12 protein-coding genes and 1 pseudogene are annotated in these 14,666 nt (G+C 38.4%); 8 read left to right on the top strand and 5 right to left on the bottom strand.

All coding sequences use genetic code 11. The annotated features are described in order from the left end of the window. Positions 1-34 precede the first annotated feature (34 nt). From H5088_RS17705 to H5088_RS17695, 3 genes are read right to left on the bottom strand one after another with little or no spacing between them, the layout of a single operon-like run. The gene (locus tag H5088_RS17705; RefSeq protein WP_002958727.1) at positions 35-517 is read right to left on the bottom strand and encodes a hypothetical protein; all 483 of its coding nucleotides are present in this window, start codon (positions 515-517) and stop codon (positions 35-37) included. Positions 518-542: 25 nt separating this feature from the next. After that, positions 543-1,355, bottom strand: coding sequence for a DUF481 domain-containing protein (locus tag H5088_RS17700; protein WP_024597159.1), 813 nt, complete (start codon positions 1,353-1,355; stop codon positions 543-545). Between the two features lie 42 nt (positions 1,356-1,397). After that, entirely contained in the window at positions 1,398-1,718 is a 321-nt protein-coding gene (locus H5088_RS17695) for an HI1450 family dsDNA-mimic protein (RefSeq protein WP_002958729.1), read from the bottom strand. Between the two features lie 367 nt (positions 1,719-2,085). Here H5088_RS17695 and H5088_RS17690 point away from each other — a divergent pair, with 367 nt between their 5' ends. The 7 genes from H5088_RS17690 to H5088_RS17660 all read left to right on the top strand — a co-directional run bounded on the left by H5088_RS17690 (position 2,086) and on the right by H5088_RS17660 (position 9,905). Further along, positions 2,086-2,877, top strand: a complete 792-nt coding sequence (locus tag H5088_RS17690) for a crotonase/enoyl-CoA hydratase family protein (protein WP_024603617.1) — start codon at positions 2,086-2,088, stop codon at positions 2,875-2,877. A gap of 71 nt (positions 2,878-2,948) precedes the next feature. Continuing rightward, a complete protein-coding gene (locus tag H5088_RS17685; protein ID WP_010553207.1) occupies positions 2,949-3,302 on the top strand; it encodes a CidA/LrgA family protein in 354 nt (117 codons plus the stop codon). Beyond that, positions 3,295-4,038: an LrgB family protein gene (locus tag H5088_RS17680; protein WP_138488663.1), complete on the top strand. Its 744-nt coding sequence runs from the start codon at positions 3,295-3,297 to the stop codon at positions 4,036-4,038. Before H5088_RS17685 ends, H5088_RS17680 begins: the two co-directional genes overlap by 8 nt. Before the next feature lie 38 nt (positions 4,039-4,076). Further along, positions 4,077-4,913 (top strand): mechanosensitive ion channel family protein, encoded by an 837-nt coding sequence (locus H5088_RS17675; RefSeq protein WP_024598766.1) that lies wholly within the window; start codon positions 4,077-4,079, stop codon positions 4,911-4,913. A gap of 162 nt (positions 4,914-5,075) precedes the next feature. Beyond that, positions 5,076-8,330, top strand: a complete 3,255-nt coding sequence (locus H5088_RS17670; RefSeq protein WP_182754010.1) for a winged helix-turn-helix domain-containing protein — start codon at positions 5,076-5,078, stop codon at positions 8,328-8,330. Between the two features lie 20 nt (positions 8,331-8,350). Then, positions 8,351-8,731 carry a DP-EP family protein gene (locus tag H5088_RS17665; protein WP_182754007.1) on the top strand — a complete coding sequence of 127 codons (381 nt, stop codon included), beginning with the start codon at positions 8,351-8,353 and terminating at the stop codon, positions 8,729-8,731. Between the two features lie 184 nt (positions 8,732-8,915). Then, entirely contained in the window at positions 8,916-9,905 is a 990-nt protein-coding gene (locus H5088_RS17660; protein ID WP_182696568.1) for a sensor domain-containing diguanylate cyclase, read from the top strand. 80 nt (positions 9,906-9,985) lie between these two features. On the opposite strand, the gene H5088_RS17655 is transcribed toward H5088_RS17660, so the two are convergent. Further along, on the bottom strand, positions 9,986-10,468 hold the full coding sequence (locus H5088_RS17655) for a winged helix-turn-helix transcriptional regulator (protein WP_024596882.1): 483 nt from the start codon (positions 10,466-10,468) through the stop codon (positions 9,986-9,988). Between the two features lie 168 nt (positions 10,469-10,636). Here H5088_RS17655 and putA point away from each other — a divergent pair, with 168 nt between their 5' ends. Beyond that, positions 10,637-14,440, top strand: coding sequence for a bifunctional proline dehydrogenase/L-glutamate gamma-semialdehyde dehydrogenase PutA (gene putA, locus H5088_RS17650; protein WP_024596881.1), 3,804 nt, complete (start codon positions 10,637-10,639; stop codon positions 14,438-14,440). Between the two features lie 58 nt (positions 14,441-14,498). Here putA and H5088_RS17645 read toward each other — a convergent pair. Beyond that, positions 14,499-14,666 (bottom strand): annotated as a pseudogene (locus H5088_RS17645) (IS4 family transposase); the annotation flags it as partial.

The following is a 14,666-nucleotide window of genomic DNA, read 5'->3' as shown; positions in this document are numbered from 1 at the left end:
TAAACAGATAAAAAAAGCGCCTTAGGCGCTTTTTTTATATCATATTGTTACGCTTAACCGTTTCAGCTTTTGGCTTACTAGGCAGCGCGATAGATACGTTTTTTTCTTTTAAAGCAGCTAGTAAACCTTTTTGATCGTTTGTACCAACTCTATACAAGGTGCCATCTTTGAGCGTTAACTGTATTGCACTAAAGCCAGATACTGTATATACCCAACCATCATGAGTAATTCGCATACCAATACCGTGCCTGTAAGAGTTTTGAACTGCTTTTGCTTCTGCTACTTCGCTAAGCTCAATACTTTGCCCAGCAACGCCTGGACCAAACGCCCAGCTAATATTTTTATCATCTACTTTTACTGTTAGGCCATGGAACAAAAAGCCCACCAGCACTAAAATCCCAGTAAATATTATTAAAGGTCCATCAGCGCCTAACAAGTTCCACGCAAGCGCCACAAAACCGCCAATCCACGCTAATACAAAAAAGATAAACACCGCATACTGTTTATGCTGATACATAATATTCTCTAAATTAAATAAATACTTAAAAGCTGTATACCAATGTAGCACTCAGCTCTGAGTCAAACTTGAGTTTATCATCTTCGGGTTTTGAATTATAACGATACATGTAGGTAAATTTGAGTGATACCGCGCCAATCACTTGGCTTATCAGTGCGGTTTCCGATTTTAAGCGAGAATTAAGACCTGAAAGCGACTGCTCTATACTCACATCTTGATTAAAACGAGTACGCTTAGAGACCAAACGTTCCCACTGCATTGCAACACGTACTAAATAACCGGTTTTATCAATTTCATCTTCGCTCACATCCGAATCTTCATCGGCGACTGAACGGTATAAACCAGGTCCTATATCAATATCTACTTTGTTTTTAGAGCCTTGATATACACGCGCACCATAGCCTGTCGCCACCGTGCTTTTAAAATCAAGTCCACTAAACTCATCTTCTTCGTAATCACCGTAAATAAAAAATGAGGAGTTTTTAACACCTACTTTATAGTTACCTTGCGCTGATACAAAAATACGATTAGCAGTAACATCAGTGCCACCGCTTTCATCGTTCTCATCACGCTTATAAAGAGAGTCTATTTTAAATTGGTTACGCCACTTTTCAAAATCTTGGTATAAATTACCTTTGAGCTTAAAACTGGTCGAATTGGTGTTACCTTTACTTAGAATAAAACCAAATTCAGTATCACCGTAAAGCATATCACCTTTGTGTAACTCATGAATTTCTTCATCAGAGAGCTTGCCATATTCATGAAAATCTTCAAATGGATCAACAGCCCAACTTGGGCAGCTAATTATTAAAAAAATTAAAAATAAATACTTACGCACAACACTCTCTCTGCACACAATTATAAAAATAAGCGGTATTGCTTATTCACTCTCTTTCCATAAAATATGACAAAACGGAGCATCTTTATCACGACTAATCAAAATTTTAGCAAACAAAACATCATCATTTTCAAATTCTAAACCAACTAGCACCTGAATAAAGTGCTCTGGCTCAATCTCAAGGGCAACAAAATCTTGCCACTGATCGTCTGGCTCGTCTTCTTCGATAAAGCCTAGGTCTTCTCTAAACTCATTAAAGTCTTCAACATCTTTATCACTCAAGTTATTTGGCGCTAGCTCTAAAAAAATATCATAAGCTTGGTGAGTAGCTTCTTCTACCGTATATAAACGTGGACCCGACATATGTGCTTAACCTTAAGCTTTTAAGTTGCGCTATATTATCAAATCTCATCATCATTTTGATAAAAAAAAGCGTAAAACACTGACTTTTTTGTAACTGAGTCATGCTTTATTCAGCATACAGCTCAAACAATAAATAACAATTTAACTAACCCATTGAATATCAAGATTACTTTTTTAATTTAAGCTTAAAATAACAACGTAAAAAATTTTATTATCTCATGTTTTAATTGTTTGGCTTTTTCTCATCTAAATCTAACCCTTTAAGACTACAGCTTTAGCAATAAATTCCATTTATTTAAAAAATACCGTCACTTTACTTAATTCTTATAACAACATAAGCTCAACTAACAGGTCAGAGGAGTGTGTAATGATAAAACTAGAAAAACAAAATGGCATTGCAACCGTCACGCTTAGCAGAGCAAAAAAACAAAACGCATTAAGCTTTGAAATGTTTGTAGAGCTAAACAAAGCCATTAAAAACATAAAAAGAGATCGCAGTATTCGTGCTGTAGTAATAAAAGGCGATGGCGAGCATTTTTGTGCAGGGCTTGATATATCAGCCGTAATGGCGGCACCATTGAATATTATAAAATTATTGCTTAAATGGTTACCTGGCAATCAAAACTTAGCGCAAAAAGTAGTATTAGGCTGGCAGTCACTGAGCGTGCCTGTTATTGCACAAATTGATGGCAACTGTTTAGGGGGTGGTTTACAAATAGCGCTGGGTGCCGATTACAGGATTGTTCATATTGATGCCAAGCTTGCCATTATGGAAGCGCGTTGGGGCTTGTGCCCCGATATGGGCGCCAATGTAATGATGAGCGGTTTAGTTAAGCGTGACCAAGCACTTTGGCTTGCCAGCCACGCAAACCCAATCACAGCACAACAAGCAAATGAGCTAGGTTTAGTTACTCAGCTTACCGATGATACTCAACAAGCCACGCAAAACATGCTCAATACATTACTTGAGCGCTCACCCGATACGCTTGCTGCTATTAAACGTGTTACACAACTTAGCTATAAACCAAACCAACGAAAAATACTCGCTAAAGAAACTTTCAGCCAAATTCGCTTACTGCTAAACCCAAACACTAAAAAAGCAATTGCTAAAGCAAAAGGAAAAGCGGATATAACCTACGCAAATACAAAGCATTGGTAGACTATTGCACAATGCATAAAAGAGTTTGATTTGTTAAAGTTAAGCTCTTATCTTTTCTGTGAGCCACTTTGATGAAATATCTGCTCAGTAGCGCTATTATATTACTATGTTTAGCCTGCGCTAAACTCATTATGCACTTTATTGGTGGAAGCTTTCCTGCACCGCTACTCGCTATGGTTATTTTATTAGTTTTACTCTTATCGGGTATTGTAAAAGAGCAACATGTAAAACCATGCGCCTCCCCTATTTTAAATATTATGCCTATCTTTTTCATTCCAGCTGGCGTGGGATTTATTGAGCATCTCGGCCTTATAAAATCGCACTGGGCATTTTTAGCATCAGTTGTGGTGCTTGTCCCTATAACTACCTTATTGCTTGTTAGCAGTGTAATTGCGTACTTTAAGGGAAGAGAAAATAATGACTAATTTTACTTTTTCCGCTATTTCAGAGCTACAGCCTAATTTATGGTGGCTAAGTATTCCTTTTATTATTGTATTATTTTTAGCACTAAGGGCCGTAAACCAAAGTATAAAAAACAGCGTATTTAAATCGCTCACCAACCCCGTATTTTTAAGTATTAGTATTATCGCTTTATTACTAGTTAATCTAAATTTGCCTTATACGCAATTTGCCACGCACAGTAAATTACTAAGCTGGTTATTAGAGCCCGCAATTGTGGCTCTAGCGCTTCCTTTATATCAGCAGTTTACACACGTACGAAAAAATCTATTACTCATAGTCGCAACATGTAGCTTAGGCATAGTTAACGCAACCGTTGTGGCATTTTTGCTAAGCATATTATTTAACGCACCTGCGCAGCTAAGTGCATCGGTTGCCGCACTCAGTGTCACTACACCTATATCTTTAATCGTCACTGATTCATTGGGTGGAATCAGTTCACTTGCTGCAGCTTTAGTTATTTTTATTGGTTTACTTGGGGCTTTATTTGGTTTTATGCTTTTTAAACTCGTTAATATTTTTAATCACGAATCTCAAGGCGTTGCCATGGGCACAGCTTGCCATGCAATTGGGACCGCTGCTGCTATTGCTGAGCATCCCAAAGTAGGCGCTTACTCATCAGTTGCAATGGCACTAAGTGCTTTATTAACAGCGATTATAGTGCCGCTGTTATATCCATTTTTAGTCAACATTTTGCTATAGTTGGAAAAATACAACATAGCCCTAACATAGAGCGCTTTATGATCAGTTCTGAAATCGAACAGTTTGAAAAATATTACACCATGCTTACTGAGTATATGGTTACCTACAGTATGCAAATTGTTGGCGCTATTTTTATCGTCCTCATTGGTTTGTGGATAGCACAAAAGCTTGCCAAATTTGTAGCCGCGTTAATGACCCGTCATAACGTTGATATTACGCTCACGAACTTTGTCAGTAGCGTGGTAAAAGTACTGCTAATTGTAATGGTTATAATTATTGCACTTGGCAAAATAGGCATCAGCGTTACGCCATTTGTAGCAGCCATTGGTGCTGCATCTTTAGGTGCTGGTTTAGCGCTGCAAGGAATGCTTTCTAATTATGGTGCAGGCCTTGCTATTATAGCCACTCGACCTTTTGTTGTTGGTGATACTATTGAAGTTAAAAATGTAAGCGGCCAAGTTAAAACAATTGAGCTTGGCTACACTATTTTAATCAATGAAGAAAAAGTAGAAATCACCATTCCAAATAAGCACATAGTGGGTGAAATACTTCATAACTCATTTAGTTACTCATTGGTCAAAGGTGAAATAGATATAGCTTATAGTGCATGCTCTGATAACGCGATTAGCCTCATTGAAGACGTACTTAAAGCACATGAATTAGTCGCACAAAATCCGTTATCACAAGTGGGTATTGAACGCTTCGCCGATAGCGGTGTTACAATAAGCTACCGATATTGGGTGCCTACTACTAAAATTATCGAAACCAAACTGGCTATTAACGGTGGTGTTTATAAAGCAATTAATAACGCTGATATTGAAATTCCATTCCCTCAACGCGTAGTTACCATAAATAAAAGCGATATAGAGTCATAAAACTCAGTGGGTAACTCAATATTGAATTACCCACATCAATAAACCACTTTTACTGCGTAAAAACGCTTTATCTGTTTGTTATTTTATCTGTAATATAAAGGCTTGGTTAAAAAAGTCGGCAAATCACTCGCTTTAATTACATAATAACAATAATGAGCCATTATGAATCGCAGCCCTTTTTATTTAGGTGATTGGCAAGTCAATCCCCAGTCAAATACTCTTCAGCGTGCAGAAAAAACTAAACAGTTAGAACCAAAAGCCATGGATGTATTAGTCCATCTGTGCTTACAAAAAGGCGAAATTGTTACGAGTGACGAGCTATTAGATCAATGCTGGAAAAATGTTGAGATAGGCGATAACCCGCTGCATAAAATAATTACGCAGTTACGAAAAGCCCTTGGTGATAAAGCAAGTGAGCCCACCTACATAGAAACTATTCGAAAGCGTGGTTACCGCGTTATTGCAAAGCTTGAGTTTCCTCTAGCTGAAGACATAAAAACAACTGAAAACACATGGCAAGGTGGCTCTCCTTTTTTAGGATTAAGCGCCTACAACCCAAGCGATACACACCTATTCTTTGGCCGCAATCAATCTATAGAAACGTTACTCAATAGAATATCGAGCCAAGTTAAATTTGGTCGTGCATTTTGCTTAATACTCGGTCCTAGTGGCACGGGTAAATCATCACTTGTTAATGCGGGTATATTGCCTAAGTTACTTGATGAGCGAGGCTATAATGGCATTGGAGTTGTTTCTTATAGTCAACTCGACTTTGCAGATGTTCATAAAAATAGACTTTTTCTAGATTTAGCTTCCGTACTGCTTGATTGGGATATAAACGCCCAGCCTGTGTTTGAAGGATTAAGCGCGCAAACACTTGCAGAGCAACTAGAATTGGCAATAGATGGCGTAATTAACGCCATACAAGCTGCACTTAGTAAAGCCTCTACACAACTTAAAACACCCCAGTTATTTTTATTTATTGACCGCTTAGAAGTACTGCTTTCTTCTCCTATATTTAGTAGCGAAACACGCAGCCATTTTTTATCGGTTATTGAACGCTTAGCAATCTCTAAAGCTGTGATTGTATTTAGTGCGTGTCGTAACGACTTTTATCCTTTAGTGGTTGAACAACCAAGTTTAATGGCAGGCAAAGCTCATGGCGCGCACTACGATTTAACACCGCCAAACCGCCAAGAACTCCAACAAATTATTCGCCTGCCAGCGTTAACCGCTAATTTAACGTTCTCCAATGACCCACAAACTCAAACACCACTGGATGAAATATTGTGCGCCGATACCGCCAATAACCCCGATGCATTGCCCATGCTGCAATACACATTGCAAGAGCTGTACTTACAGCGCAGTGATAATAACGAGCTACTGCACAGTGTTTACAAAAAACTCGGGGGTATTGAGGGCGCCATAGGCAAAAAAGCAGAAGATATATTTATTGACCTTAGTAATGAGCAACAGCAGCAACTAAAAAGCGTATTATCACAACTGATCACTTTAAACCCAGATGGTAAAACCATTACGAGCCGCGCTGCCCGCTGGCAAACATTAACCAACACAAGCCAAAAAGAGCTTGTGCAAGCCATGGTCGATAGCCGTTTATTTGTATCGCATTTACAAAACCAAGAAGCCTGTTTTAGCCTTGCTCACGAGGCATTATTGCGTCAATGGCCGCGCGCAAAACAATGGATTAATGACCATAAAGATGCCTTAGCAATAAAAAGTCGTTTACAACATCAAACACAAAATTGGGTAGATGAAGGTAAAAGTAGTGCTTACCTCCTAGCGCCAGGTAAACCACTACAAGAAGCGCAGCTATTACTTAACGACAAACTGTTTAAATTAGATGATAACGAGCATGCTCTTATCAAAAGCTCTGTAAAAAAAATAAAAACAAAAATAAGAGCAAAACGAGTGACCGTTGCTTTATTGTGCTTACTTACATTTACCGCGTTATTGATGAGCTTCACTAGTTTTAAAGCCCAACAGCATGCGCAAAAAAAGCAGCTTGAGGCCGAAAGCTTACTAGGGTTTATGGTCGGCGACTTTGCCGATAAATTACGTAGCGTTGAACGTATGGACTTACTTGATGGTATTAGTAATAAAGCACTTGAGTATTTTACTAATCAAACTGACGATTCAAGTTCACTTTTTAGCTTTAGCGATAATAAAGCACAATTTAACAACCGTTTTCAGTACGCACAAACCCTCGAAGCAATGGGTGAAGTAGCTTATTCCCGAGGTAAAACCGATGAAGCCTTTACCGCCTTTGAAAACGCCCGCACCCGCCTTGAGGCATTATTAAAAATACAGCCTAATAACTTAGAGCTACTAACGCTTGCAGGTGCCAATGCCTTTTGGCTTGGTCAATTAGCTTATGATCAAAATGATCATCAAGCTACTGAGCAAATGTTTAAAAAATACCACGCTTACAGTAAAAAAATGTATGCGCTGGCAGCCAATGATTTTAACTCCATTATGGAATTATCGTATTCATCTAATTCTTTAGGTTCTTTATACATAGAAAAATCCAACTACAGCGCTGCAAAAAAGAACTTTGCAGAGTCACTTTTACTTAAAAATAAAGCGCTTAAACTGAAACCTAATAACAAAGATTTACTTCGAGATAAATCCGATACGATTAGTTGGCTTGCAAAAACAGAAGAGAAGCTAAGTAACTTTAATGAAGCAGTTAATATATTGGAAGGTGCAGTTGACGTAATCACAAAATTGATTGCTGACTACCCTAGTGATGCAAGCCTTTTTTACACGTCAGCAAACCTATATATGCAACAAAGTTATTTACTGAGCTATTTGAGTGATAAACGGATGGCCCATAAAAAAGCCAGCTTGGCTAATCAAGTTATAAATGAAGCTTTAGTACAAGATCCAAAAAACAATAAATTTCAGCTTATGTATTATCGCTCTTTAGCACATTCACTAATGCTATCTACTGATGAAGCTACTGACTCAACAATTGAAAAAATAATTAATTTTTTAAAATCTCAAAATTTTAAAAATACCAGCACTATTAATACACAAATTACACTGATTCAATATTTTATAAATAGACAATCACCACTCAAAGCGCAGGAGTTATTAACTGAGCTTGAGAATAATGAAAACTACAAACATCAATTAGCCAGCCTAACTAAAACTGGTGATTACTTAGTATATACAAGAATAAACTTAATCAAAGCAAACTTAGCTACAACTAATAAACAGCGAGAGCAATTTTGCTTAAGTGCTATCAAAGCAATTTCTGAAGCTGCAAAAATAAGTCAGAGCGTAAAAATAACATACCCACTAGTACAAGCTTATACCTGTTTAAACAGAGAAGACGAGATATCAGAAATAAAAACAAGCCTAGTTAAATTAGGCATTACGAACTTCCAACTATAATTACTCATAAAGGAAATGATATGAATAACACCCTAGAAAATGTCGACTTTCAAGTAAATATTAAACTTAACAACGGTGAAGCTATTTTTAGCTATACAAAAAATGGCGAACCCGCTACTGGCGGTGGTGTTGTAAGAACTGAAACCGCTGGCAACTACAATTTAGACGATGCCACAATTCAAAATGGTTTCGTATTTACTGGCGCTACTATCACCAATATCGACACACAAAAACCATGCGCCCAAGACTTCAGCTATAAAGTAAGTGACAACGGCCACACAATTATCATTACCGACACAGATGAAAATAATGGCTCTGTATGCTTAATCTTTAACGTTGAGTGTAATGGCAATAAATATGAAAGCGCTGATCCTCAAGTTAAGAATGAAAAAGAACTCTAATTAGTAATGCTTATTTTTAAATTGCACAGGCATATTAATTGCGGTGTAATTTATTTAAAAACGCCCCTTAAATAAACTTAAATAACAACAACTTAAATCAGAAGGTTACCGAAAGGTTTAAAAACGATAAATTGAATAAACTGCTAGACATAAAGTTTCATTAACAATAAAAATGAGCAACACCATGTCTAACAATAATGAAAATAGCAAAGCAAACAACACCGACAGCGCTGTATCTGCATTAATCAGCAGCATTTCTAATACCGTTAACAATGAAAAAATAAGCGCAATTATTAATGTCACTAATGTCATGGCCGATGCTATTTTTATTGTTAATGCAGATGGGGTGTTTGAATCAGTAAATCCCGTAGCAGCACGTTTTTTCAATGTAACGTCTGATTCATTAATAGGTAAAAAATGGCAAGATTGTTTACAAGAACAGTATCGCGATGACTATAAATACATGTTTGAAAGTTGGAAAAACAACTATCAAACACCACTCAATCATGGTCCGAAAGAAGTTAAAATAAGAAAAAACAATGGTAACTGTTTAGATGTTGAGTTATCTATATCATGTTTACCCGAATCGGTAGTCGCAAGTACCCCACTTTTTATTTGTATAATGCATGATATTTCAAAGCACGTTAAAAAATACAAAGTACTGGAAAACGTAGCCAGACTTGATCATCTCACTGGTATTGCTAATCGCTGTACTTTAGAAAAAACCATCATTAAAAATTGGCAAGAGTGCATAGTTAACAAGCAGCCTCTTAGCTTTATACTTATTGATATTGATTACTTTAAATTATTTAACGATAACTTTGGCCATGTAAAAGGTGATAAGTGCCTTCAAAAAGTCGCTCGTACAATTGAAGAGTGCTTACCATCTAAAGACAGTTTAGTAGCACGCTATGGTGGTGAGGAGTTTGCTGTTGTGCTGCCTCGTTCGCACATTTCAAATGCACAAATGATTGCTAAGCGTATTCAAGAAAAAATACTCAACATTAATTTTAGAGATCTCGGTTTACCAGCGAATGTAAAAATAAGTGTAAGTCAGGGTTTAGCGTGTGAATACAATAATCAATACAGAACATCTGAGGCATTAATATGCGCGGCGGATACTGCCTTATACAGAGCGAAGTCGGAAGGTCGTAATAAATTATGTATAAGGTGATGTACTAACTATTTGGTATAGCATTTATCTACTAAAATAAAAAAACCGCAATTGCGGTTTTTTTATTACTTGAGAAAAGCTTAAATATCGATTAACAATCCTTCATCCTTTTTAATCTTTTCGATCACCATATAAGTATGATGAGTACCCACGCCGGGAATATCTACTAAGTCGCCAAGAACTTGTCTATATTCTTCCATATTAGAAACGCGAATTTTTAATAAGTAATCATAACCACCAGCAACCATGTCACATTCGACTACTTGTTCTATCCTTAATATGTGCTCTCTAAATACTTTAAATACAGCTGTATTTGAAGCAACAAGCGATACTTGAACATGCGCTACTAAGCTCTGATTAAGTTTAGCTTCGCTAAGCTTGGCATAATAGCCTTCAATATACCCTTCTTGCTCTAATCGTTTAACCCGATCTAGGCACGGGCTGGCACTCAAATTAACCTGTTTTGCGAGGTTAACATTAGAAATTCTGCCGTTCTTTTGAAGAACGTCTAGTATGGCTAAATCAATGCGATCTAGCATGCGTAATCTATTTGGAATTGTCATAACAGAATTTTATGCGGATAAGTTAAATTTATACCCTGTAAATTATCGTAAATCGCGAAATTTAACCAGCATATTCTGCTGAATTTTAATTAGAATGCACTCACAATATCACTGGTAATTTATTGGTAATTAATTTTACTTTAATTCTTAACATCCTGAGGGTTGCTTATGTTATTCAACGGCGATTTAACTACTACTTGTCCTATCAGACAAAGAATCCGTGACTTCTACCGCATAGATGAAAATGCAGTTATTGATCATATTTTACCGCTTGCAGAAGTAGGCGTAAAAGCACGAAGTCGTGCCTGGGAAAGAGCCCGCCAGATTGTTTTGAACATTCGTAAAGAGCAAGATGGGCAAGGCGGTGTTGATGCGCTTTTAAATGAATTTTCACTCTCTAGTGAAGAAGGCGTTGTATTAATGTGTTTGGCCGAAGCACTGCTTCGCGTACCAGATAAAGCAACTCAAGATGTACTTATTCGTGACAAGTTAGCCAAAGGTGATTGGAGCTCTCATCTAGGAAGCAGCGATTCTTTATTTGTAAACGCATCTTCTTGGGGATTATTAGTTACCGGTAAAATGGTTAACTACACAGACAAAACTAAAGAACAACAGTTCGGCATGCTTAAAAAGACCATTGGTCGTTTAGGTGAGCCAGTTATTCGTAAGTCTGTAAACTTTGCTATGAAAATTATGGGCAAGCAATTCGTAATGGGTCGTACCATTGACGAAGCAATTGAACGTGCTGCCGAAACAGAGCAAAAAGGTTATGTGTATTCTTACGATATGCTAGGCGAAGGCGCGCGCACAATGAAAGATGCGAAGCGTTACTTTGACAGCTACATGAATGCTATACACTCAATTGGTAAAGCGGCTAATGGTCGTGGTCCAATTAAGAGCCCTGGTATTTCAGTTAAGCTTTCTGCTATTCATCCGCGCTATGAGTTCACTCATAAAGACCGTGTGATGGAAGAAATAGTCCCTAAGTTAAAAGAACTTGCTCTTGCCGCTAAAAAATACGATATCGGCTTTACCGTTGATGCAGAAGAAGCAGACCGTTTAGATATTTCATTAGATGTAATTGAAGCGGTATTCAGTGATGAAGATCTTGGTGATTGGCAAGGATTTGGCTTAGCAGTTCAAGCGTATCAAAAACGTGCTATTTTTGTAATTGAATGGCTTACTGACCTTGCAACCCGCGTTGGTCGCAAGATGATGGTACGTCTAGTTAAAGGCGCATACTGGGATACTGAAATCAAAACCACACAGCAAGATGGTTTAGATCACTACCCAGTATTTACCCGTAAAGCAACAACAGACGTTTCTTACAAAGCGTGTGCTATTAAAATGCTTGAAGCGCGCGATGTGCTTTATCCGCAATTTGCTACACATAACGCTTACACTGCCGCGACTATTTTAGAAGTAGCCAAAGGCGACAACACTGGTTTTGAATTTCAACGTTTGCACGGTATGGGTGAGTCATTATTCGACCAAATCGTTAACGAAGAAAAAATTCAATGCCGCGTATATGCCCCAGTTGGTCAACACGAAGACCTCCTTGCGTACCTCGTTCGTCGTTTGTTAGAAAATGGTGCTAACTCATCATTTGTAAACGCAATTGTTGATACAACAAAACCTGTTGAATCACTACTACCAGACCCTGTAGAAACATTGCAAGGCTTGCGTAACAAGTACAATACGCAAATCAAAATGCCAATTGATTTATACGGTGAAGAACGTGCTAACTCTAAAGGCATGGATTTAACCGACATTAACGTTATTACCCCTTTCAAAGAGAATCTTGAAACATGGTTTAACGAGCACTTAATTGAGCAAAGCCAAGTACCTGAAGGCTCATTAGCTGTTAAAAACCCAGCAAATCACAAAGAAATCATTGGCCACGTTAAATTGCAAACTGGCGAAGAGATGAAAGTATTACTGGCTAACGCTGAAGCTGCACTTGAGTCATGGTCACAAACACCAGTAAGAGAGCGAGCTAACTTACTGCGTCGAGTTGCTGATATCTTAGAGCGTCATCACGACGAACTTGTTGCTATCTGTATTAAAGAAGCAGGTAAAGTAGCGCAAGATGGTATTGATGAAGTACGTGAAGCGGTTGATTTTTGCCGTTACTACGCGGCGCGCGCTGAGGAGCTATCGCAAGATGAGCGTTTTGAAGCCCGTGGCGTTATTTTATGTATTAGCCCGTGGAACTTCCCGCTTGCAATATTCTTAGGCCAAGTTGCCGCTGCGATTGTTACAGGTAACACTGTAATTGCAAAGCCTGCTGAGCAAACAAGTTTAATCGCCCTTCGTGCTATTGAACTAATGTTGTCTGTTGGTTTACCTGAGCATGTTGTTCAACCGGTTATTGCTCGTGGTTCTGAAGTAGGCAAAACAATTGTTCCTGATGAACGCATTCAAGCGGTTATGTTTACAGGCTCTACTGAAACAGGCACATTAATTTCTCAAACACTTGCTGCACGTAACGATATTCAAGTACCGTTAATTGCAGAAACAGGTGGCCAAAACTGTATGATTGTTGACTCAACGGCGCTTCCTGAGCAAGTAGTTGACGATGTGATCAGTTCTGGTTTTCAAAGTGCTGGGCAACGTTGTTCTGCTCTTCGTGTTTTATTCATTCAAGATGACGTAGCAGATGGCATTATCGAAATGCTTAAAGGTGCGCTAGCTGAGTTACACATTGGCGATCCATCGTTACTATCAACTGATGTTGGTCCTGTAATTGATGAAAAAGCACTTAAAAACTTAAATGAGCACGTTGAGTACTTAAAAGGTAATTCTATACTTCATTACGAGTGTAAAATTCCGGATAACACGCAAAATGGCGCATACTTTTTTGCTCCTCGTTTATACGAAATCAAAGACTTATCAGTACTTAAGCGTGAAGTATTTGGCCCATGTGTTCATATTGTTCGCTTTAAATCGAGCGAACTTGATGATGTGATGGATCAAATTAACAACACAGGTTATGGCTTAACGATGGGTGTACATTCACGTATTGAAGAGCGCTGTGAGTACCTTGCTAAAATGTCACGTGCGGGTAATGTTTACATTAACCGAAACATGATTGGTGCTATTGTTGGTGTGCAACCATTTGGTGGCCGTGGTTTATCAGGTACTGGCCCTAAAGCCGGTGGCCCTAACTACCTTCAACGTTTAGTAAAAGAAAAGGCATCACCAGATAACGTGCAAATGACAAACCTGACGCCAGATGAGCTTGATTTACACCACTACAGCGGTGCAAATGAGCAAGTTAAAAAGCTAATGGCTAACTCAATGCGCGATGAAAAAATCTGGCGTGCAACACCACTAAACGACCGTGTTTCGGCTGTGCGTCAGTTGCTTGCTAAAATCGCGACGGTAGAAATTATCGACGATTTAGCAGACGATTTAGCATTAACATTATCAGAAGCTCGTGCACAGCTTAACCGCCTTGAAAAGCACATGCGTAAATTTACTACCCTGCCAGGGCCAACGGGTGAGTCTAATACACTTCATCTAGAAGCGCGTGGTTGTGTAGTGTGTTATGCAGATAAGAGCACATCATTTAACTTCTGGGCATTGTCTATCATTACCGCTATTGCCGCAGGTAATACGGTAATTACTGTAGCGTCTGAGCTGTTTTACGATGAAGCTGTTGCCTTTAAAGATAAATTTATCTCTACAGGTGTTGCTGAAGGTGTTTTCCAAGTAGCTAAACCTAATCAGTTACAAGCTATCTTGGCTCACCCTCATTTAGCTGGTGCGGTAGTTGCTGCTCGCTCGTCTCGTTTAGGCTACTTTAGCCAACAGCTTGCACAGCGTAAAGGCGCAATTTTACCGGTAATTAGCTCTGAGTATTACGATACATTAATCAAGCGCTTAATTACTGAAAAAACAATTAGTATTGATACAACAGCATCAGGCGGTAATACCTCGCTAATGACGCTTGTTGAAGATGATGAATAATTAAGCTAATACTTTTTTACTAAAAAATAAAATAAGGCACTGTAAAGCTGTCTCTTGATCACAAGTCTGACTCAAGAGATTTTGCTAAATCGTAGCCTTCAAGGATGGCTTGTAACTTAAGCCATCCTTGCCATAACACTTTCACAGATGCACGCCCTGTGCGCTTGGTATCTTTCCAGCCTCCTAACTTTGCCAGTTCCTGATACGCCCATGACATATTTGGAGC

Source organism: Pseudoalteromonas sp. SR43-3 (genome assembly GCF_014163875.1).
GTDB classification, from domain to species: domain Bacteria; phylum Pseudomonadota; class Gammaproteobacteria; order Enterobacterales; family Alteromonadaceae; genus Pseudoalteromonas; species Pseudoalteromonas distincta.
This window is presented reverse-complemented; position numbering and strand designations above follow the sequence as displayed.